Below are 19,981 nucleotides of genomic sequence, written 5' to 3' on the forward strand. Positions count from 1 at the left end.
CACCCCTCGCGGTGCGGTCGGCGGGGTGGAGCGGGAGGCGAGATCGGGCGGGTAGGCAGGGTCACTTGAGGAGGCTACGCAGGCGTCGGGAGCCCACCACCGCGGGCATCCCGGTCTACGTGGCCTGTGCGCCGACCTCGGTGTCGCGTGACCCGGCGTGCGTGCTCGTCGCCTCGCGCAGCAGTGCGAGGGCGAGCACTCCGCAGAGCAGATACACGGCCGCTTGGCCGTTGAGGATCGCGACGACGTCGATCTTCTCGGCGAGCACACCGGCAACGAGGAGCCCGAGCCCCTGTGCCGCACCGGTGAACGTGGTGATGCTGGCGATGACGCGGCCCAGGGCATCCGGTGGTGTCACCCGCTGCACGATGGTGATCATGCCGGTGCCCGTCGCCACGGCCGGGATGCCCGCCGCGATGAACAGTCCGGCGTAGACCCAGACCAGCGTGGTCACCGGATACAGGTTCCATGTGATGGCGGAGATGACGGCGAAGACGATGTAGCCCCAGCCGACCAGGGCGCGCGGCGTGAAGCGCCGGATGAGCACCCCGGTGAGCAGGCCGCCCGCGACCCCGCCGATCGCCTGCACGCCGCGCAGCAGGCCGACCTCGGTGTCTCCGGCGCCCAGCTGCTGCACGACGTAGACGATGAAGAGCACGAGGAAGATCCCCTGCGCGAACTGACCGAGCGTGGTGATGGCGGTGACCGCGCCGAGCGGGCGGACGCGCCGGATCGTGCTCATGCCGTCGAGCCACTGCCGGAAGAAGTGGAGGCGTGGCAGCGGGGCGTCGTGCGGGTCGGTGGCGGCGCCCGCGGCGACGGTGCCAGCGGCGGCGGTGCCTGCAACGGCGTGCGGGGAGGGTCGGCTGAGCGCGACCAGGCCGGCGCTCACGAGATACGTCGCCGCATCGATCAGCACGACGCCGGGGAGGCCGACGAGTGCGAACGTCAGACCGCCCAACGGGGAGCCGATCAGGCGCGAGAGGTTGTCGCTGACGGCCATCAGCGCGTTCCCCGACCCGAGCTGCTCCGCATCGACCAGCCGGGGCACGAGCGCCTGCTTGGCGGGGTTCACGATCGCGCCCAGGCAGGCCTCGATGGCGGCGATCGCGTAGACGATCCACATGCGATCGGCCGACGCCCAGAGCAGCGGGAGCAGGAAGGCGCCCTGCAGGAGGTTGGCGACGATCATCGTGCGCCGGTGGTCCCAGCGGTCGACGAGCACGCCGAGGAAGCTCCCGAGCACCAGCATCGGGATCAACTCGGCGAGGAAGACGGTAGAAGCGCCGAGCGCCGATCCTGTCGCGGCGAAGGCGAACAGCGGGAGGGCGATCATGAGCAGCCAGTCGCCGGTGTCGGAGACGAAGCTGCTCGCCCACACCAGGGCGAAGTCGCGCCGGAACAGCGGCGAGCGCGGGCGGGGCGACTGCGACTCGGTCGGCTGAGTCGGCTGGGTCGCGTCGCCGGCGGTGGCGTCGGTGGTCGGCTCGGTCATGATCGGCCCGCGTCCGGGTGCCGGTACGCGTTGAGGTGGAGCGCCACCACGTCGCTGCCCTCGGGCGGATCTTCGCGCGTCAGACCGATGAAGGGCCGGATGAGCGCGTCGAGCTTCTCGCCGAGTTCACGCAACTCATCCGGGGTCACGCGGAGCGCGTAGCCGGAGAGCATCGAGGCATCCCGCCACTCGGGCGGCAGCTCGGAACGCTGCGCGATCGCGCGCCGGGTGAGCTCGGCCTCGTCGTCGATCTGCTTCTCGATGAGGGCGCGCTCGACGGATTCCGCGCCGTACGCGAACCCGGGCTCCTCGCTGCGACCGAACTGCAGGCCGGTCGCCGTCGTGCGCCAGGGGCGTTCCCGGCCGTCCTCCGGATCCACGGACTCGACGAGGCCGTAGCGCGCCAGCGAGCGCAGGTGGTAGCTGCAGTTGGAGGCTGTGGAGCCGATCACCTCCGCGCACTGGCTCGCGGTCTGCGTGCCGAACGCCATGAGGTGATTGAGCAGGGCGAGCCGCAGTGGATGCGCCAGCGCCCGCAGCGCGCGGGCGTCGGTGATCTGCCGCCGCTCCTCGGGTCTGCCAGATGTGAAAGACATGTTTCACATTGTGAGCTGCCCTTTCTTTCACGTCAAGCCCGCTGCTAACCTCGAGCGCATGGGGACATGCATGATGAGGCTGCGCCGCGACTAGCGGCGAGCTGACCTCTCTTCTCTCGGCTCCGCCGCTCACCGGGTCCATTGCCGGTGCGCTTCGTGCTGCCCGGCTCCGACAACCACTTCTGCGGAGCATCCCTTGTCACGCCATGACCTCGGCCAGAACTTCCTCATCGACCGGTCGACCATCGACCGCATCTCCCACCTCGTCGACGCCACCGACGGCCCCATCATCGAGATCGGGCCGGGCGACGGCGCCCTGACCCGGCCGCTGTCGCGCAGCGGACGCGCGCTCACCGCGATCGAGCTCGACCCCCGGCGCGCCGACGCACTGCGCCGCTCGACACCGCGCCACGTGCAGGTCGTCACCGGCGACTTCCTGCACTACCGCCTGCCCGCGCATCCCCACGTGCTCGTGGGCAACGTGCCGTTCCACGTGACGACCGCTCTGCTCCGGCGGATGCTCACCGCTCCCGCGTGGCAGGATGCGGTGCTGCTCGTGCAGTGGGAGGTCGCGCGCCGCCGGGCCGGGGTCGGCGGCGCGACGCTGATGACGGCGAGCTGGTGGCCCTGGTACGACTTCCGGCTCGATCGACGGGTGCCGGCACGGGCGTTCCGCCCCGTCCCGTCCGTGGACGGCGGGCTGCTCACCATCGCGCGACGGCCGGCGCCGCTCGTGCAGGATCGCGCCGGCTACCAGCGTTTCGCGGCGCAGGTCTTCACCGGAGCGGGCGTCGGACTCGCGCGTATCCTGGATCGCACGCGGCGTTTCGCGCCGGGCGAGGCGAAGGCCTGGATGCGCGGCGAGGGACTGCCACCGAGCACCCTGCCCCGCGACCTCGACGCCCAGCAGTGGGCGCGGCTGTGGAGACAGGCTGGCGGCCGGTGACGTTCTTTCGGCTCGCGCCGCTCACGATTCGGGCGCTTCCGGGAATGGAGCGCCATCCGCCGCGTTGTTGTCAGGACCGCCTAGTTGTAGAGCACTAACGAAGTGAACGAGCCTGGAGACTGATGTCGACTCCCACCCGCGCCAGTGTCGGATTCCGGTCCGAACGCGGCCCCATCCTGATCGCGCTGATGCTGACCACGGGGCTGGTCGCCATCGACTCGACGATCCTGGCGACGGCCGTGCCGTCGATCGTGCAGGATCTCGGTGGGTTCGCGCAGTTCCCGTGGCTGTTCTCGGTGTATCTGCTCGCGCAGGCGGCCTCGGTGCCCGTGTACGCGAAACTCAGCGACATGGTGGGGCGCAAGCCGATCATCCTGATCGGGATCGGCCTGTTCCTGCTCGGATCGGTACTCTGCGGGTTCGCCTGGAGCATGCCGGCCCTGATCGCGTTCCGCGCCGTGCAGGGACTGGGTGCCGGTGCCGTGCAGCCGATGGCGATCACCATCGCCGGCGACATCTACACGGTGGCCGAGCGCGCCAAGACGCAGGGCTATCTGGCATCGGTGTGGGCGATCTCCTCGGTCGTCGGGCCGACGCTCGGCGGTGTGTTCTCGCAGTTCGCGTCGTGGCGCTGGATCTTCTTCGTCAACGTCCCCCTCTGCATCCTGGCCGCCTGGATGCTGGTGCGGACGTTCCACGAGAAGATCGAGAAGCGGCGCCACCGGGTCGACTACGCGGGCGCGACCCTGCTGACGCTCGGGATGAGCCTGCTCATCCTGGCGGTGCTGGAGGGCGGCCAGGCGTGGGCCTGGGACTCGCTCTGGAGCATCGGAGCGTTCGTGCTCGCGGCGCTGCTGCTGGTGGCGTTCGTGCTCGTCGAGCGGCGGGCGGCCGAGCCGGTTCTCCCGCTCTGGATGTTCTCACGGCGCCTGCTCGTGACGACGACACTCATCTCGCTCGGAGTCGGCGCCATCCTGATCGGGCTCACCTCGTACGTGCCCACGTATCTCGAGGGGACGATCCACGTGGCGCCGCTGGTCTCCGGGCTCGCGGTCGCGGCCCTGACCCTCGGCTGGCCGATCGCCGCGTCGCTGTCTGGACGCTTCTACCTGCGCATCGGCTTCAGGAACACCGCTCTGCTCGGCACGACGATCGCCATCGTGGGCGCGCTGGCGCTGGCGATCACCTCCACGCATCCGAGTGTCGCGTTCGTGGCGATCAGCTGTTTCATCGTCGGACTCGGCATGGGTCTCATCGCCACCCCGACCCTGATCGCGGCGCAGTCGAGCGTCGGCTGGAGCGAGCGCGGCGTGGTCACCGGAACGAACCTGTTCGCCCGTTCGATCGGCAGCTCGGTCGGTGTCGCGGTGTTCGGCGCGATCGCGAACGCGATCATCGCCGAATCAGCCGGGGGCGAGCACGACCCCGCGACCGTGCAGGCGGCGTCGACGGCCGTGTTCGTGGCGGTCGCCGTGGTCGCCGTGCTGACGATCGCGGCCGGCTTCGCCATGCCGCGTGCCCGCGTCGAAGACGTCGAGCTCAGCCGTCAGGCGCCGTCACCCACCGACTGACCCCTCGGCGCCCGTTCCGTTCGGGACCTTTTTCGTTGAGGGGCGGCAAACGCACCCAAAATGGCGATTTTGGCTGCGTTTGCCGCCCCTCAACGTCAGCTGTTCGTCGGCGGCGCGTCCGCGGAGCCGGCGGTGTCGGCCCGGTGGTTCTTCGGCCGGCGTCGGCGACCGTGCTGCGGCTTGCCGGACTTCGGCTCGAAGAAGTAGAGGGCGAGCAGGGCGAGCGCTAGGAGCGCGGCGACGATGAGCCCGCGCACGGTCTGGAAGAACGCGGCCACGTAGCCGAACCCGGGCACCGTGAGGATGTGCTGTCCGACCGACTTCGTCACGATGGGCTCGGGATCTGCCGACGCGTTGGCATCCCCCTGCAGCGCGAGCGTTGTCGCCTTATCCGGGCCGCTCGTGACCGAGATCACACGGTGCGTGACCGTGCCATCGCCGTTCGGCCGCGCGACGGTGACGATGTCGCCCACCTTCACCTCGGACGCCGGACGCTCGGCGGAGAGCAGCAGCGAGCCGGTCGGGATCGTGGGCTCCATCGACCCGGAGATCACGATCAACGGCGAGACCCGCATGAGTGCACCCGCGCCGATCAGCAGGATCGAGGCGACGCCGATCACCGCAGCGACGGTGAGCAGCACGGAGCGGATGAGTCGATAGGCGGAGATCATCGGGTCCTTCGGGGATCACGGCGCTTCGGGTGCGGGCCGCATCAACCCTGCCGGTCCCCACTGGCCTCCGTGGTCGGTTCTCCGCGATCTACGGGGCGAATGCGCCGGGCTACGCAAATCACCCCAAAGCTCCAATGTCGAGGCGACTCAGGAACGGTTCCGTTCAGCGGCTTCGGCTGCTCCCGGTATCGCCGGGTGAACCGACGGTATGCCCAGACGATGCCAACGCCTTGCCACCGGGGCGGGCCACGCCCAGCCCGTCCCGAAGCGCTTGAATGAGCAACTCGAGGGCTCTGTCCCACGTGCTGTCGGAGATCGCCGAATAGTTCACGACCAGGCCGTCGTCGGGTGTCCCCGCGTCAGCTGGTTCATATCGGAACTGGGCCAGCCCGCTCACCGCCAGTCCGTGGCGGGTCGCTGCAGCTACGACGGCCTCTTCCGTTCCCGGCGGAAGCCGGAGGAGTGCCTGAAGACCGGCCGGCATGCCTCCCATGGTTACCTGAGGGACGTCCTCGGCCAGGGCTTCGATGAGTCGGCTCCGTCGCCGCCGGTAGTTGTTACGGCGCGACCGGATGTGGTGGTCGAAGGAGCCCGAGGAGATGAACTCGGCCAGAGTCAGTTGATCGAGGACGCTCACCATCTCGACGCGACCTTTCGCTTCGAGTACCGACGGCAGCAGGGCCTCCGGCACGACGATCCAAGCGATGCGCAATGCGGGAGCGAGGGACTTGCTCGAGGTTCCGAAATAGACGACTCGCTCAGGGTCGAGACTGTGGAGCGCACCGATGGGGGCGCGGTCGTAACGGAATTCGCCGTCGTAGTCGTCTTCGAGGATGAAGCCGCCGGTTGACCGCGCCCAGTCGATCGCGGAGCCCCGACGCCCCGCAGAGAGCGCGACACCGGTTGGGAACTGGTGCGCCGGGGTCAGTAGGACAGCGCCTGCAGAGATACCGGCCAGGTCAGCAGTGCGGGCGCCCTGTTCGTCGACGCGAACGGCAGGAATCTCGAGCCCAGAATCGTGGAGGAGCTGGCGGTACAGGTCCAGCCCGTAGCTCTCGACAGCGACGGCTGTCGTCCCGTGCGCCGCGAGGGCGTGGGCGACAAGACCGAGCCCGTGGTGGAATCCGGACGAGATGACGATGCGTTCAGGGTCGGCACTGACCCCCCGAACACGGGCGAGGTACTCGGCAAGGGTTGCTCGGAGTCGTGGGTGACCGGCCGGATCGCCGTAGCCGAACGCGCTGTGCGGCGCTGCGGACAGTGCGCGTCGTGCCGCCGTCATCCACTGCTGGCGCGGGAAATCGGCGAAGTCTGAAGCTCCAGGCACGAGCCCCTGAATGATCTTGCTGTCGCCGGGTGTCCCTCCGCTCGACCGTCTGGCGGCTTCGCCTGCATGGGCTCTCGAAGCGACTCGGGTTCCTGAACCTTGTCGAGAGGTGAGCCACCCCTCCGCCACCAGTTCGGCATAGCACTCGGCCACTGTGCTGCGGGCGATCCCCAGGTCCGCGGCGAGGGCTCGGGAGGCCGGCAGACGAGCACCCGGAAGGAGTCGGCCGGAACGTACTGCCTCTCTCAGGGCGCTCGTGAGGCCCTGGCGAACCCGCGGCCTACTCACCTCGAGTAGAAGGTCGAGCCCCGAGAGCGCGTCCGACGGCGTCCCTGAATTGGTCTGCGTTTCTCGCATAAGAATGGACCATACTCTCATACCGCTTCCTGCGTACCGTCAAGTCATCACCTCGAACCGTGATCACTGAAAGTAGGCACGAACCATGTCCAGAGTCTTCCTCGCCGGCGCTTCCGGCGTGATCGGCACCCGCCTGATCCCCCTCCTCATCGACGCCGGCCACACGGTCGGCGGGATGACTCGTTCCGCCGGCAAAGCCGACCTGCTCGCCCAGCTCGGTGCTGAGCCGATCATCGTCGACGTTTTCGACCGACCCGATCTCATCGAAGCGGTCCGCCGATTCAATCCCGACATCATCCTGAACGAGCTCACAGACCTCCCCGACGACGTGACCAAGATCGGTGACCACGCCGAGCTGAACGCCCGCATCAGAACTGAGGGCAACCAGAACCTGATCGATGCCGCACGCGAGAGCGGATCGCCGAAGTTGCTCGCGCAGACGGTGGCGTGGCAGCTCCCGGACGGCCCGGACGCCCTCGCTGTCGAAGAACTCCAACGCGCTGTCCTCGCCGAAGGCGGTGTGGTGCTGAGCTACGGCCAGTTCTACGGCCCCGGGACGTACAACGAGGATGCCGTTCCGGCCGAGCCTCGCGTGCAGATCGATCGGGCGGCGGAGCGCACCGTCGAGCTGCTCGACCGCCCCTCCGGTGTCGTCGTCATCACCGACTGAGCTGTCCTCGAACATCAAGGAGACCATCGTGTCCACCTCACCGACAGTCGCCCCGGCGCCGCCACGACATCGAGTCACCCTCTCGCCCGCGTTCGCACTGGCGGGCACGACCCTCGCGTTCACCAGCCTCTACCTCGGCGCCGGATTCATCACACCGCTTCTCGTGGTCTACCGAGAGCGTTGGGGGTTCCCGCCCGCCATGCTCACGGTCGCTTTCGCGGTCTACGCCATCGGCTTCCTCGTCGCGGCGTTGACCCTCGGGGCGCTATCGGACCACATCGGCCGGCGGCCGGTGATCGTCGGCGCCCTCCTGGTGCAGGTGGTTGCAACACTGCTGTTCCTGTTCGCGCCCGACATCAGCTGGGTCGTCGCGGGCCGGATCGTGCAGGGAGTGGCCAGTGGGGCCGCCACGGCCGCGTTCACCGCAGCCCTGGTGGAGTTCTCACCGCGCGGCCGGGCAGCGCTCGGGGCGACCCTCGGCAGTGTCGGACTAACAGGAGGGCTCGCGCTCGGGTCGTTGCTCGCGGGGGTCGCCATCCAGTTCACACCCCACGCCAATACCATCCTGTTCGTTGTTCTACTCGTCCTGACCGTCCTCGGTGTCGGGGTGGCTCTGCTCTCACCCGAGACGGTGCCCCGGAATCCGGGAGCCGCTCGCTCGCTCATTCCGCGTGTGAGCATCCCCCGGCCGGCTCGCGCCGAGTTCGCGGCAGCTGCGCCCGTCGTGGCCGCGGTCTGGATGCTGGCCGGCCTCTCCGGTGGGCTTGCACCGAGCATGGTGCGCAGCGTCTTCCACCTCGAGAGCGGGGTGCTCAACGGCCTCGCCGGCTTCATCGCTCCCGCCGTCTCGGTGATCACCGGCTTCGCCCTTGCACGAGTGGACATGAGACGGGCGATGACCATCGGTATCGTCGCCGCGATCGTCGGCTCCGCCGGAATAATCGGCGGGGTCCTGACACAGAGCCTGCTCCTGATGTTCCTCGGACAGGCCATCGCCGGCGTCGCCTTCGGAGCGTCCTTCACCGCGGCCCTCCGGCTCATCCTGCCCCATGCAGCACCGGCGGAGCGCGCTGGCGTCGTAGCAGGAATCTACGTCGTCTCGTACACCGCGTTCGGGGTTCCCATCATCGTGGAGGGCCAGCTGGCAGGCGTCGTCGGGCAAGTGCCGGCTGTCGTCGGATATGCCCTCCTCACCATCGTGCTGGCAGCGATCAGCTTGATCGCACAGCAAGTCGCTCGGAAACGACGCAACTGATGACCAAACACGCAGCACACAACAAGGAGATCATCATGAGTACATCAATCGAAACAACCCTGGCCGGTAAAACGGCGATCGTCACCGGCGCCTCGCGGGGCATCGGCGCGGGAATCGCCACCGAGCTGGCACGGCAGGGCGCGAGCGTCGCCATCACGTACTGGTCGTCACCCGACCGGGCGAACGAGGTCGTGCGGCAGATCACCGACGCCGGTGGTGACGCCGTCGCGATCCGCGCCGACAACGCCGACCCGGACGGTGCACGCCAGGGCGTGCGCGACGCCGTAGCAGCACTCGGCTCCGTCGACATCCTCGTCAACAGCGCCGGCGGAGGCTGGTTCGAGCCCTTCACCGACGCATCCGACGAGCACATCGAGCAGACCATCAACCTCAACATTCGCGGAACGATCTACAGCACCCACGAGGCGCTGAAGCACCTGCCGGATGGCGGCCGGATCATCACCATCGGCAGCGTCACTGCGGAGAGCATCCCGTTCCCTGGCGGCTCGGTCTACGGCATGAGCAAGGCTGCCCTGGTCGCGTTCACGAAGGGACTCGCGCGCGACCTCGGTGCACGCAAGATCACCGCCAACATCGTCCAGCCCGGCCCGATCGACACCGAAGGCAACCCCGCCAGTGCCCCGTCGGGCGACTTCCTCGCCGGGCTGACGGCACTCGGCCACTTCGCGGCGCCGAAGGATGTCGGCGGTCTCGTCGCCTGGATCGCCTCCGACCAGGCGCACTTCATGACCGGTTCCACCGTCACCCTCGACGGGGGCTGGACCGCCTGACGCGCGACTCGATCTCGATCCATCGACAGATCACGTCCACAACGTAGGCACGCTCGCGGGGGCTCAGTTCATGCCCTTTCGCGATGCCGTGGTTGATCTGCAGGCAGGTGCGACAGCAGGTGGCGGTGGCGTGCTGAGCGCGGAAGACGGGGTGGCCGCCCCAGGGGGTCTGCTTGCCATCCTTGGCAGGAGATGCCGGGGCGAGCCTCGCATCGATGAATTCTCGGGCGTGCTGACGGATCGCGTCCATGCCGCGGGATGCAAGGTATTCGCGCTCGATGGGTCGGAGATGGAACTTGGCTCGGAAGGGTATCCGGCCGATCCGCTCCAGCCTGAGGTCTAGTTGGTCCTGATCCACTGTCGAGGAGGTTACCGATAGCCACCGACAACGGTCGGCTCCGCCATCACCGTGCGCAACGGACGTCCGCACGTCATCCGACGATGCTCTCGGCGGTGAGCGATGCCTCTTCGAGAGCTGTCGCCAGGTACGGGGCCGAGGCGCTGAGGGCCGCACCAGCGACCTCATGGGGCGTCCCCGCGGCGACGACCGTCCCGCCGCTCTCCCCCGCGCCGGGGCCGAGGTCGACGACATAGTCGGCGGTGGCGACGACCCGCATGTCGAGTTCGACCACGACCACCGTGTTTCCGGCATCCACCAGGCTCTGCAGGTGTTCTATGAGGCGGTCGGCGTCGGCGCAGTGGAGCCCGGAGGTCGGTTCGTCGAGCACGTACAGGGTGTCGGCGCGTTCGGCGCGCTGGAGCTCGGAGGCGAGCTTCACCCGTTGTGCCTCGCCGCCTGATAGTTCGGTAGCGGGCTGGCCCAGCCTCAGGTATCCGAGTCCGACGTCCACGAGCGCGGTCAGGGAGCGGATGATCTCGTTCTCGCCGCCGAAGAAGGCATGGGCCTCCTCCACGGACATCGCGAGTATCTCGGCGACGTTCCGGTCACGCCAGGTGATCTCGAGCGTGTCGTCCTTGTACCGGGTGCCATGGCATTCGGGGCAGACGGTGTAGACCGACGGCAGGAACAACAACTCGACCATGACGGCGCCCTCGCCTTCGCAGGTGGGGCAGCGGCCGCCGGCCACGTTGAAGGAGAACCGGCCGGGCCGGTATCCCCGCGACCGGGCCTCGGGAGTCTCTGCGAAACGGCGCCGGACATGGTCGAACAGGCCCGTGTAGGTGGCGACGTTGGAGCGCGGGGTGCGGCCGATGGGCTTCTGGTCGATGTTGACCACCCGACGGACGCCGGGAAGATCTCCCGAAACCGTGCCTTCGAGCACCTCGGGCCCGTCCGAGAGAAGCAGATCGTCGTTTTCTGGAGCGTCGTCGTTCAGGTTGACGGGTCGGCCGAGATGGTCCCCGAGCAGCGCGGGAAGCACTTGGCTCACCAGGCTGGACTTTCCCGACCCGGATACTCCGGTCACCGCGGTGAAGGCTCCGAGGGGGAAAGAGACCGACACGTTGCGCAGGTTGTTGCGCGTGATCTCTTCGAGCTTCACCCACCCTGTCGCCTCGCGCGGCGTCCGTGGAGCCAGCCCGCGTCGGCCGAACAGGTACCGTCTCGTCACCGACTCGTCCACGTCCGCGAGGCCATCCGGCGCTCCGCTGTAGATGACGTGACCACCCCGTTCACCGGCTCCGGGTCCGATGTCCACCAGCCAGTCCGCGTGCCGCATCACTTCGATCGAGTGCTCGACCACGAACAGGCTGTTGCCTCTCCTCTTCAGCCCCTCGAGGATGCCCAGGAGGGCGTTCACGTCCTGCGGGTGAAGGCCGGCCGACGGTTCGTCGAGCACGTACACGACGCCGAACAGCTCGGAGCTCAGCTGGGTGGCGAGCCGTAGCCGTTGCAGCTCACCTCCGGACAGCGTGGGTGTCGTGCGATGCAGGGACAGGTACCCCAGCCCGAGGTCGATGATGGGGCGCAGGCGCTCCAGCAGTTCGGCGGACAGGCGTACGGCCGCTGCGCGCTTCTCCACCGACTGGTTCGGGGTCCGGCGCACGTCCGGAGAGGCGGCGTGCGACGCTCCGCCCGCGGCGATCCTCTGCTGCGTCGCCTCGCGCCGCGCACCCTCATCGAGTGCCACCCCGGAGGTGGCGAGCTCCTCGCGGGCTGCGGCGACCAGCGCTGCGAGCCGATCGGAGAGCTCGCGGAGCGGGAGTCGTGAGAACTCGGCGATGTCGAGCCCTTCGAACGTCACGGAGAGAGCCTCCTGCTTGAGGCGCTTCCCGTGGCACACCGGGCACACGGCGGAGGTGAGGTACTCCGCGACACGCCTCTTCATCGACGCGCTCTTGGTCGTCGCGAACGTGTCGAGCACGTAGCGACGGGCACCGACGAACGTTCCCTGATAGCTCGGCTCCATCCGGGCGGAGAGCGCTCTGCGCGTCTGCGCCGGCGTGAGCCCTGCGTACACCGGGACTGTTGGCCGTTCCTCGGTGAAGAGGATCCAGTCGCGGTCGTCGCGCGGCAGGTCGCGCCAGGGCGTGTCGACGTCGTAGCCCAGGGACACCAGGATGTCCCGCTGGTTCTGCCCGTGCCACGCCGTCGGCCAGGAGGCGATCGCCCGCTCCCGGATCGTGAGCGAGGGGTCCGGGACCATCTGCCGCTCGGTGACCGCGTACACGCGACCGATGCCGTGGCATTCCGGGCAGGCGCCCTGCACCGTGTTGGCCGAGAAGTCCTCCGCGTAGAGCATCGGCTGACCGTCGGGGTAATCGCCCGCTCGCGAGTACAGCATCCGCACGAGACTGGACAGCGTCGTGATGCTGCCCACCGTCGAGCGTGCATTTCGCCCACCGCGCTGCTGCTGCAGCGCCACCGCCGGCGGCATACCGGTTATCGAGTCGACGTCGGGGACACCGGCCTGGTCGATCAGACGCCGGGCATACGGCGCGACGGACTCCAGATACCTGCGCTGCGACTCCGCGAAGAGCGTTCCGAACGCGAGGGACGACTTTCCCGACCCGGACACACCGGTGAACACGACCATGGCATCGCGTGGGACAGTGAGGTCCACGTTCTGCAGGTTGTGCTCGCGAGCACCTCGCACCTGGACATCCGGCTGAATCGCCGATGAGGTTTCGTTCGTCATGGTCTCGTGAACCCTTCTTCACCGCCGGATCGACCCGATCCCACCCATGATCCCCCCAGCGCATCGAAGCGGTAGGGGCGGGACTCAGGACCTTCGGGGGGTAGCGGCCTCAGGCGGCTCAAAGGATTCTGCCAATAACATCGTCGGTAAGAGTGTTCACCGTCGATGGGATGAAAGCCGCATGGCAACAGGTAGGGGCGCCTCCGGGCCGAATAAGCGCGACCGTCGAGAGGAAGCCCGCGAGCACGCTCGCCTGATGCGCGAAGAGGCCGCGAAGAAGTCGAAGCGCCGCAAAATCATCCTGCAGAGCTCGATCATCACCGGCGTCGTCGCCATCCTCGCGATCATCGGCATCGTGATCTACGCGAGCGTCTCGGCGAGCGGCAACGTCACCAACCCCAAGAACATGCTCAGCGGCGGCATCCTGCTGAACACCGCGAGCGAGGCCGTCACCACGCCCGCCATCGCCAAGGGCGACTCGGCGACGCCGACCACGCAGAAGCTCGACGGCAAGACGGCGCACATCACGATCTACCTCGACTACCAGTGCCCGTACTGCAACCAGTTCGAGACCACCAACTCCGACCAGATGAAGCAATGGATGGCGGACGGCCAGGCGACCCTCGAGATCCACCCGGTCGCGATCCTCGACTCGGCGAACAACAAGAAGTACTCGACCCGGGCCGCGGCCGCAGCATCCTGTGTCGCCAACTACGACCCGAACAAGTTCTTCGACGTCAACAGTGCATTGTTCGCCAACCAGCCGGATGAATCGACCGGCACGGGGCTCACGAACGCCGAGATCCTCAAGGTCTTCAAGGATGCGGGCGTCAGTTCGTCGGCGATCACGAAGTGCGTGAACGACCAGACGTTCTCGGCGTTCGTCACGAACCAGACCAAGGCGGTGGTCAGCGATCCGAAGATCGTCAACCCGAGCACCGGTCAGTTCGGAACGCCGACCGTCTTCGTCAACGGCCAGCGCTACTCGGGCGGCTTCACCGACGCGAACCAGTTCGCATCGTTCGTCGGCACGGCCGTTCAGACGGCCGGGACTGGCTCGACCTCCACCCCGACGCCGACTCCGACGCCGACGCCGACCAAGTAGGCATCCAGCACGACATCGTCATCAGAAAGGCGGCCGGTCTCGTACCGGCCGCCTTCTGCGTCGGCGGCAGCGGGTGTAGCGTGCCAGCACAGCGCGAGCGCAGTCCTGACGAATGGAGCAGTGATGGCAGACCGCCTCCCCGACGACGGCACGTACGACGAAGACATCCCCGAGCTCGGTGACGCCGACGCGGGTGACACCGCCGGATGGGTCGACCCCGCCGACGGCGAAGTCGACTACGCCGCGAACGACCCCATCGCCGCGGCCGATTTCGCCGACGAACTCGTGACGAACGACGCGGCCGCCGGCGAGACGATGCTCCCCGGGCCCGGCATCGGTCCCACCGGCGGGATGCCGCGCGAGGCCTCCCCCATCCTTGATGAGCACGACCCTCAGGAGGACGTCGATGAGGGCGTGCTCACCGAGGAGGACGTGGAGGAAGAAGGGATCTAGCGCCCGATCGGCGCCGGCCTAGCGGTCGTCGCGCGCGCTCTCGGCCCGGAACGCCTCGAGTTCGGCGAGCGTCGGATACGACGACTGCGCGCCCTCCTTCGTCGCGGCGAACGCGCCGACGGCGGCGGCGAAGCCGGCCGCGTCGGCGAGCCCGTCCCCAGCGGCGAGCCGCACGGCGAGCGCCCCCATGAACGCGTCACCGCATCCCGTGGTATCGACGGCCGTGACGGCGACCGCCGCCACCGTGCTCACCTCGTCGCCGTCGAACACCAGGCTCCCCTCCCCGCCGCGGGTGATGACCGCCCGCCGGATGCCGTGGTCGGCGAAGGCGGCAGCGACCGCCCACGGGGTCGCCGATTCGACATCGACGGAGAGCAGCAGCGACGCCTCGTGCTCGTTGACGAGCAGCACGTCCGTCACGGCGAGCAGGTCGGCCGGCACGGCGGCGTACGGCGAGAGGTTCAGCAGCACCGTCGCCCCGGCAGCGTGGGCCCGCCCGGCCGCCGCAGCGACGACGCCGAGGTCGATCTCGAGGCAGAGACCGAGCACCGCGCGGTCCCCGAAGCTCTCGCTGCCCTCGATGTCGTCCACGGACAATTCGTCGTTCGCTCCCGGACTCACCACGATCGTGTTCTCACCGTGCGCGTCGACCGTGATCATGGCCGTTCCGGTCGCCACACCGTCGACGACGCGCACCTGCGAGACATCCGACCCCGCATCCGTGAGGGATGCCAGGAGCAGTTCGCCGTGCGCGTCGCCGCCCACCGCGCCCAGCATCGTGACGTCGCCACCGAGCAGCGCCGCCGCGGCCGCCTGGTTCGCCCCCTTGCCTCCCGGAAGGGTCGAGAGGGCCGAGCCGCGCACCGTCTCCCCCGGCGCCGGGAAACGATCGGTGCGCACGACCAGGTCGGCGTTCAGCGAGCCGACGATCAGGATTCCGTTCCGTGACATGGCACCAGCCTCTCAGGCTTCGGCCGAGGCCGGCTTGGGGATCAGGAACGAGATCGCCAGCGCGACCAGAGTGATCGCCGCGCCCACGAGCATCCCGGCGCTGTAGCCGGTCGTCGACGATCCGGATGCGGGAGACAGCACGATCTGCACGGCCGGCAGGATCGCGAAGCTCAGCCCGGCGCCGAGGTTGAACGCACCCGCGTTGAGGCCCGGCAGGAATCCGGGGTTGTCGCTCGGCGAGAGCACGATGCCGAGGCCGTTGAGCATGATGTTGACGATGCCCGCGTACGTGATGCCGATCAGCACGGTCGCCGCGATGAGCACCGGGAGCGAGTGCACGCCGACGAACGCCATGACCAGCGTGGCCACGATGGTGCCGGCGAGTCCGACCCTGAGCACGTTGCGGTAGCCGAGCGTCGGAGCGAGGCGTCCGGCGAACGGGCCGACGATCCAGCCGACGATCGCGTACGGGGTGAGGAAGGCGAGCGACGCGAGGTCGGGCTCCATCCCGAAGCCGGCGGCGCCGTTCTGGGCGAGCGAGGTGACGAGTCCGTTGACCACGGCGAAGACGCCGGTCATGGTCAGCAGCGTGGTGAGCAGGAGCGCCCAGGTGCTGCGGCGGCGCAGGTACGCCGGCGGCACGAGCGGTTGCTTCAGGCGGTTCTCCACCTGCCAGAACACGAAGAACGCGACCAGGGCGACGACGATCCCGCCGACCACGATGACCCCGTTGGCCGCTCCGAGCTTGCCCGCTTCGTTGAGCGCGGTGAGCAAGGCGCCGATCGAGATGACGAGCGGGAGGACGCCCCACCAGTCCATCGTGGTGCCCTCGGACGGCTTCGACTCGACACCCCAGAGGAACACGAGTGCGACGGCGACGGCCGAGACGGCGGCGATGACCCAGAACACCGAGCGGAAGCCGAATGCGGTGGCGAGCCAGCCGCCGGCGATGGCGTCGATGCCGGCGATCCCGCCGTTCACCGCGGTGAGCAGGCCCATGGCCGCTCCGTACTTCTTCGGGTCGGAGATCTCGGCCCGCAGCATGAGCAGGCAGACCGGGACGACCGGCCCGGAGACGCCCTGGATGGCGCGGCCGACGTAGAGCATCGGGAGGTTGACGGCGAGGGCCGAGACGATGCTTCCGAGGATCATGACGATGAGCATCCCGGCCAGGATGCGCTTGCGCCCGACGATGTCGCTGAGCCGCGGCAGGAAGAGGGAGAACAGCGCGGCCAGGGTGAAGAACATGGTCTGCGAGAGGCCGACGGAGGCGTCGTCGGTGTGCAGCTCGCGTGCGATGGTGACGAGCACCGGGCTCAGCATGCTGGCGTTCAGCTGGAAGGCGATGCACGCGGCGAGGAGGGCGGCGGTCAGGGCGCCGAGGCGAACGGTGGAGCCGGGGGTGCGGCCTGTCTTGTTGCCGGTGGTGTCGACCGTGCTCATGCTGCGATCTCCCCGATGCGCTCGAGAGCGTCGACGACCAGCGCCCAGAAGCGCTCGTGGTCGAGCTCCGTGGCGGCCCAGGTGGTGCAGTCGTCGGGGGCGGGCGCGCGGAAGTCGGCCACGGTCATCCCGAGCGTGAGGGTGCCGGTGAGCTCGATGTCGATCGGCACCTTGACGGTGCGCACGATGGTCGGGTCGATCACGTAGGCGACCGCGCAGGGGTCGTGCACGGGCGGCGAGTCGAAGCCCTGGGACTGCTTGTAGGTCGCGCCGAAGAACTCGAGCAGCTCCAGTACGAAGCGCGCGGGTGCGGTATCGACCGCGGCGATGCGTTCGACGACAGCGGGGGTGGCGAGCGCCTGGTGCGTCAGGTCGAGGCCGACCATGACGACGGGCCAGCTCTCGTTGAAGACGATGTGGGCGGCCTCGGGGTCGATCTTGATGTTGAACTCGGCGACGGCGCTCCAGTTGCCGGTGTGGTAGCCGCCGCCCATCAGCACGACCTCTTTGACGCGCTCGGCGATGCGCGGCTCCTTGCGCACGGCGAGCGCGATGTTCGTCAGCCCGCCGGTGGGAACCAGGGTCACGGTCTTCGGCTCGTTGGCCATGATCGTGTCGATGATCAGGTCGACGGCGTGGCGGTGGTCGAGTTCGAGCGTCGGCTCGGGGAGCACGGGGCCGTCCATTCCGGAATCGCCGTGGATGTCGGGGGCGTTCTCGATCGTGCGGACCAGAGGACGCGTGGCGCCGGCAGCGAACGGGACTCCCGTGATGCCCGCGATCTCGGCGACCGCGAGCGCGTTGCGCGTGACCTTCGGCAGGGTCTGGTTGCCCACCACGGTCGTGACCGCGAGGAGGTCGATGTCGGGGTTGCCGTGCGCGAGCAGCATCGCTATCGCGTCATCGTGCCCTGGATCGCAGTCGAGGATGATCTTCGTGCCCATGAGGCTCCACTTCGTCGGGGGTCGGCCTCGGATGCGGGCCGGCAGAGTTAAGCGCTTAATGCCTATCACGTCAAGCGCTTAACCCGAAATCGGCGTGCGTGCGCATCGACGCGTGATCGGTTCCAGGACGATTCTCGTTCCTCGAGCCGCGAAGCGGCGATCATCCCGGAATCGACAGCGCCCAGGGGGCCAGTAGCATCGATACATGCCCCGCTCCCCTCGCGTGACCGCCGCTCAGGTGGCCGAGCGGGCGGGACTCTCGGTGGCGACCGTTTCCCTGGTGCTCAACGGGAAGACCGACGGGCGCGTGTCGGCGGCGAACATCGATCGCGTGCACGCGGCGGTCGCCGAGCTCGGCTACGTGATCGACCGGGGTGCGAGCGCCCTCGCGCGCGGTCGCAGCGACCTGATCGTGCTCGTCGCACCCGACCTGTCGAACCCGTTCTTCGGTGCGGTGATCCGGGGCATCGAGGCGGAGCTGGGGGAACGCTTCCAGCTGCTGCTCTCGGTGACGGCGAGCGGCGTGCAGCCGACGGCGGCCGATGTCGGGCGATTCGCGGGCCTGCGACCGGCCGGGCTGCTCGTGGACGCGCCGTCGGATGCGTTTCTCGCGGAACTCAGCGGCGACGAGCCGCTGGTGCTGCTGGATGCGCCGGACCCACGTGCGGCGGATGCTCGCGCGGCGGATGCCCGTGATGCGGATGCCCGCGCGTCGCATGCCCGCGCGACGCATGCCCGCGCGTCGGATGCACGTGACGCGGCGACCGGCATCGCGCCGGCGTACGACGCGGTCAACTACGACATGTCCAACGCGATCGACCGGCTCGTCGCGCACCTCGCCGCGCTCGGCCACAGCAGCATCGGCTACCTCGACAGCACCACCGGAACGACGACCTTCGACCTGCGGCGCGAGCAGCTCGTCGAGGCGGCGACCGCGCGCGGGCTGACGGTGAACGCACCGGATGCGGCCCGCAGCGTGATCGAGATGGGAGCCGCGGCGTCCGCGTTCGTGGCCGCGTGGCCCGCCCTGAACGCGGCGGGCGTGACGGCGGTGGTCTGCGCCACCGACACCCACGCCTACGGAGCCCTCGAGGCGGCGCGGTCCCTCGGGCTGTCCGTTCCCGGCGACCTGGCGATCACCGGCTTCGACGATCTGCCGTACTCGCGGGTCACGTCTCCGTCGCTGACGACGATCCGGCTGCCGGGTGAACCCCTCGGACGCGCCGCCGCCCGACGGCTGCTGGCGCAGATCGACGGCACGGATGCCGCATCCGGCGACCCCGCGCTCGTCGCGACGCTCGTGGTGCGCGGCTCCACCGATCCGGAGGCGTGAGCCCGGCTGCTTCATCGTGTCGGCGGCTGCTTCGTCGTGTCGGCGGTTGGTTCGTCGGGTCGGCGGCTGACTTGTAGTGTTCGGCGGCCGACTTGTCGTGTCGGCGGCTGACCCTAGGGTCGTGCCATGGATATCGTTCTCGTTCCCGGTTTCTGGCTCGACGCATCTTCATGGGACGAGGTGACGCCGACGCTGGTCGAGGCCGGCCACCGCGTCCATCCCCTCACCCTCCCCGGTCTCGAAGCGGTGGACGCCCCGCGCGCCGGCATCGGGCTCCGCGATCACATCGACGCCGTGGTGGCGGCGGTCGACGCGATCGACGGACCGGTCGCCCTCGTCGGCCACTCGGGCGGAGGAGCGATCATCCACGGCGCCATCGACGAGCGGCCGGACCGGGTCGTGCGCTCGATCTACGTGGACAGCGCTCCCCTCGGCGAAGGCGGCGTGATCAACGACGAGCTGCCCGTGGTCGGTGACGAGGTGCCGCTTCCCGCCTGGGAGGTGTTCGACGACGAAGACCTGGTCGACCTCGACGACGACCTGCGCGCCCAGTTCCGCGCCCGTGCCATCGCCGAGCCGCGCCACGTGACGAGCGATCCCATCCATCTGCACGACGAGCGCCGCTACGACGTGCCGGCGACCGTGATCGCGTGCGAGTTCCCGACCGAGCAGCTGCGCGGCTGGCTCGACGCGGGCCTGCCCTTCGTCGCGGAGCTCTCCCGGATGCGCGACGTCGAGCTGATCGACCTGCCGACCGGGCACTGGCCGCAGTTCACCAAGCCGGCCGAGCTCGGCGAGGCGATCCGCCGCGCCGTCGACCGCGCCTAGCGCGCCGACGCGCGCCGCGACCCATCCCGCCGAGGGGTGCCAAATGTCGCTCAAACACACCGTTTGAGCGACATTTTCGCACCGTTCGACGCGCACGCCTGCGCGCCCTACGCGACGCGGGGCAACTCTCGCCAGACGCGCCGTCGA

The 19,981-nt window shown here is 68.9% G+C and carries 18 protein-coding genes; 9 read left to right on the plus strand and 9 right to left on the minus strand.

What is annotated here, in order from left to right; all coding sequences use genetic code 11:
- Positions 1-115 precede the first annotated feature (115 nt).
- Both AC1DB1_RS12780 and AC1DB1_RS12785 read right to left on the minus strand, forming a co-directional pair.
- A complete protein-coding gene (locus tag AC1DB1_RS12780; protein ID WP_477201033.1) occupies positions 116-1,495 on the minus strand; it encodes an MFS transporter in 1,380 nt (459 codons plus the stop codon).
- A complete protein-coding gene (locus tag AC1DB1_RS12785; RefSeq protein WP_477201034.1) occupies positions 1,492-2,091 on the minus strand; it encodes an ArsR/SmtB family transcription factor in 600 nt (199 codons plus the stop codon). The genes AC1DB1_RS12780 and AC1DB1_RS12785 overlap by 4 nt, the downstream gene beginning before the upstream one ends.
- Before the next feature lie 196 nt (positions 2,092-2,287).
- Between AC1DB1_RS12785 and erm the strand changes: the two genes are divergently transcribed.
- Both erm and AC1DB1_RS12795 read left to right on the plus strand, forming a co-directional pair.
- Positions 2,288-3,037, plus strand: coding sequence for a 23S ribosomal RNA methyltransferase Erm (gene erm / locus AC1DB1_RS12790; protein ID WP_477201035.1), 750 nt, complete (start codon positions 2,288-2,290; stop codon positions 3,035-3,037).
- A gap of 122 nt (positions 3,038-3,159) precedes the next feature.
- Positions 3,160-4,608 (plus strand): MDR family MFS transporter, encoded by a 1,449-nt coding sequence (locus AC1DB1_RS12795; RefSeq protein ID WP_477201036.1) that lies wholly within the window; start codon positions 3,160-3,162, stop codon positions 4,606-4,608.
- A gap of 95 nt (positions 4,609-4,703) precedes the next feature.
- On the opposite strand, the gene AC1DB1_RS12800 is transcribed toward AC1DB1_RS12795, so the two are convergent.
- On the minus strand, positions 4,704-5,279 hold the full coding sequence (locus AC1DB1_RS12800; protein WP_477201037.1) for a signal peptidase I: 576 nt from the start codon (positions 5,277-5,279) through the stop codon (positions 4,704-4,706).
- A 163-nt stretch (positions 5,280-5,442) separates the two neighbouring features.
- Positions 5,443-6,984 carry a MocR-like pyridoxine biosynthesis transcription factor PdxR gene (gene pdxR, locus AC1DB1_RS12805; protein ID WP_477201038.1) on the minus strand — a complete coding sequence of 514 codons (1,542 nt, stop codon included), beginning with the start codon at positions 6,982-6,984 and terminating at the stop codon, positions 5,443-5,445.
- Positions 6,985-7,048: 64 nt separating this feature from the next.
- Between pdxR and AC1DB1_RS12810 the strand changes: the two genes are divergently transcribed.
- From AC1DB1_RS12810 to AC1DB1_RS12820, 3 genes are read left to right on the plus strand one after another with little or no spacing between them, the layout of a single operon-like run.
- The gene (locus tag AC1DB1_RS12810) at positions 7,049-7,633 is read left to right on the plus strand and encodes an NAD-dependent epimerase/dehydratase family protein (RefSeq protein ID WP_477201039.1); all 585 of its coding nucleotides are present in this window, start codon (positions 7,049-7,051) and stop codon (positions 7,631-7,633) included.
- 28 nt (positions 7,634-7,661) lie between these two features.
- Positions 7,662-8,888 carry an MFS transporter gene (locus tag AC1DB1_RS12815; RefSeq protein ID WP_477201040.1) on the plus strand — a complete coding sequence of 409 codons (1,227 nt, stop codon included), beginning with the start codon at positions 7,662-7,664 and terminating at the stop codon, positions 8,886-8,888.
- Positions 8,889-8,923: 35 nt separating this feature from the next.
- Entirely contained in the window at positions 8,924-9,679 is a 756-nt protein-coding gene (locus AC1DB1_RS12820) for an SDR family NAD(P)-dependent oxidoreductase (protein ID WP_477201041.1), read from the plus strand.
- On the opposite strand, the gene AC1DB1_RS12825 is transcribed toward AC1DB1_RS12820, so the two are convergent.
- Together AC1DB1_RS12825 and AC1DB1_RS12830 are read right to left on the minus strand one after the other, a co-directional pair.
- Positions 9,651-10,037, minus strand: a complete 387-nt coding sequence (locus AC1DB1_RS12825) for a DUF4186 domain-containing protein (protein ID WP_477201042.1) — start codon at positions 10,035-10,037, stop codon at positions 9,651-9,653. The two genes, AC1DB1_RS12820 and AC1DB1_RS12825, sit on opposite strands and share 29 nt — an antisense overlap.
- A 73-nt stretch (positions 10,038-10,110) precedes the next feature.
- Complete coding sequence (locus AC1DB1_RS12830) at positions 10,111-12,777, minus strand: excinuclease ABC subunit UvrA (protein ID WP_477201043.1); 2,667 nt, start codon at positions 12,775-12,777, stop codon at positions 10,111-10,113.
- A gap of 181 nt (positions 12,778-12,958) precedes the next feature.
- Between AC1DB1_RS12830 and AC1DB1_RS12835 the strand changes: the two genes are divergently transcribed.
- Together AC1DB1_RS12835 and AC1DB1_RS12840 are read left to right on the plus strand one after the other, a co-directional pair.
- Positions 12,959-13,882: a DsbA family protein gene (locus AC1DB1_RS12835; protein WP_477201044.1), complete on the plus strand. Its 924-nt coding sequence runs from the start codon at positions 12,959-12,961 to the stop codon at positions 13,880-13,882.
- A gap of 123 nt (positions 13,883-14,005) precedes the next feature.
- A complete protein-coding gene (locus AC1DB1_RS12840; protein ID WP_477201045.1) occupies positions 14,006-14,335 on the plus strand; it encodes a hypothetical protein in 330 nt (109 codons plus the stop codon).
- Positions 14,336-14,353: 18 nt separating this feature from the next.
- Here the strand turns inward: AC1DB1_RS12840 and AC1DB1_RS12845 are convergent, their stop codons facing one another.
- From AC1DB1_RS12845 to uriH, 3 genes are read right to left on the minus strand one after another with little or no spacing between them, the layout of a single operon-like run.
- Positions 14,354-15,286: a PfkB family carbohydrate kinase gene (locus AC1DB1_RS12845; protein WP_477201046.1), complete on the minus strand. Its 933-nt coding sequence runs from the start codon at positions 15,284-15,286 to the stop codon at positions 14,354-14,356.
- A 12-nt stretch (positions 15,287-15,298) separates the two neighbouring features.
- Positions 15,299-16,729 carry a uridine transporter UriT gene (gene uriT / locus AC1DB1_RS12850; RefSeq protein ID WP_477201047.1) on the minus strand — a complete coding sequence of 477 codons (1,431 nt, stop codon included), beginning with the start codon at positions 16,727-16,729 and terminating at the stop codon, positions 15,299-15,301.
- Positions 16,726-17,673: a uridine-preferring nucleoside hydrolase UriH gene (uriH, locus tag AC1DB1_RS12855; protein WP_477201048.1), complete on the minus strand. Its 948-nt coding sequence runs from the start codon at positions 17,671-17,673 to the stop codon at positions 16,726-16,728. The genes uriT and uriH overlap by 4 nt, the downstream gene beginning before the upstream one ends.
- A gap of 205 nt (positions 17,674-17,878) precedes the next feature.
- Between uriH and AC1DB1_RS12860 the strand changes: the two genes are divergently transcribed.
- Both AC1DB1_RS12860 and AC1DB1_RS12865 read left to right on the plus strand, forming a co-directional pair.
- Positions 17,879-19,006: a LacI family DNA-binding transcriptional regulator gene (locus AC1DB1_RS12860; protein WP_477201049.1), complete on the plus strand. Its 1,128-nt coding sequence runs from the start codon at positions 17,879-17,881 to the stop codon at positions 19,004-19,006.
- Between the two features lie 126 nt (positions 19,007-19,132).
- On the plus strand, positions 19,133-19,834 hold the full coding sequence (locus AC1DB1_RS12865; RefSeq protein ID WP_477201050.1) for an alpha/beta fold hydrolase: 702 nt from the start codon (positions 19,133-19,135) through the stop codon (positions 19,832-19,834).
- Positions 19,835-19,981 lie beyond the last annotated feature (147 nt).

This window comes from Leifsonia sp. 10N434 (assembly GCF_056394405.1).

Coding starts and splice junctions, on each gene's coding strand:
- AC1DB1_RS12835 (WP_477201044.1), top strand. CDS start 12,959: ATGGCAACAGGTAGGGGCGCCTCCGGGCCGAATAAGCGCGACCGTCGA.
- AC1DB1_RS12780 (WP_477201033.1), bottom strand. CDS start 1,495: ATGACCGAGCCGACCACCGACGCCACCGCCGGCGACGCGACCCAGCCG.
- AC1DB1_RS12840 (WP_477201045.1), top strand. CDS start 14,006: ATGGCAGACCGCCTCCCCGACGACGGCACGTACGACGAAGACATCCCC.
- AC1DB1_RS12830 (WP_477201043.1), bottom strand. CDS start 12,777: ATGACGAACGAAACCTCATCGGCGATTCAGCCGGATGTCCAGGTGCGA.
- uriT (WP_477201047.1), bottom strand. CDS start 16,729: ATGAGCACGGTCGACACCACCGGCAACAAGACAGGCCGCACCCCCGGC.
- AC1DB1_RS12860 (WP_477201049.1), top strand. CDS start 17,879: ATGCCCCGCTCCCCTCGCGTGACCGCCGCTCAGGTGGCCGAGCGGGCG.
- AC1DB1_RS12785 (WP_477201034.1), bottom strand. CDS start 2,091: ATGTCTTTCACATCTGGCAGACCCGAGGAGCGGCGGCAGATCACCGAC.
- pdxR (WP_477201038.1), bottom strand. CDS start 6,984: ATGAGAGTATGGTCCATTCTTATGCGAGAAACGCAGACCAATTCAGGG.
- uriH (WP_477201048.1), bottom strand. CDS start 17,673: ATGGGCACGAAGATCATCCTCGACTGCGATCCAGGGCACGATGACGCG.
- AC1DB1_RS12810 (WP_477201039.1), top strand. CDS start 7,049: ATGTCCAGAGTCTTCCTCGCCGGCGCTTCCGGCGTGATCGGCACCCGC.
- AC1DB1_RS12800 (WP_477201037.1), bottom strand. CDS start 5,279: ATGATCTCCGCCTATCGACTCATCCGCTCCGTGCTGCTCACCGTCGCT.
- AC1DB1_RS12865 (WP_477201050.1), top strand. CDS start 19,133: ATGGATATCGTTCTCGTTCCCGGTTTCTGGCTCGACGCATCTTCATGG.
- AC1DB1_RS12845 (WP_477201046.1), bottom strand. CDS start 15,286: ATGTCACGGAACGGAATCCTGATCGTCGGCTCGCTGAACGCCGACCTG.
- AC1DB1_RS12795 (WP_477201036.1), top strand. CDS start 3,160: ATGTCGACTCCCACCCGCGCCAGTGTCGGATTCCGGTCCGAACGCGGC.
- AC1DB1_RS12820 (WP_477201041.1), top strand. CDS start 8,924: ATGAGTACATCAATCGAAACAACCCTGGCCGGTAAAACGGCGATCGTC.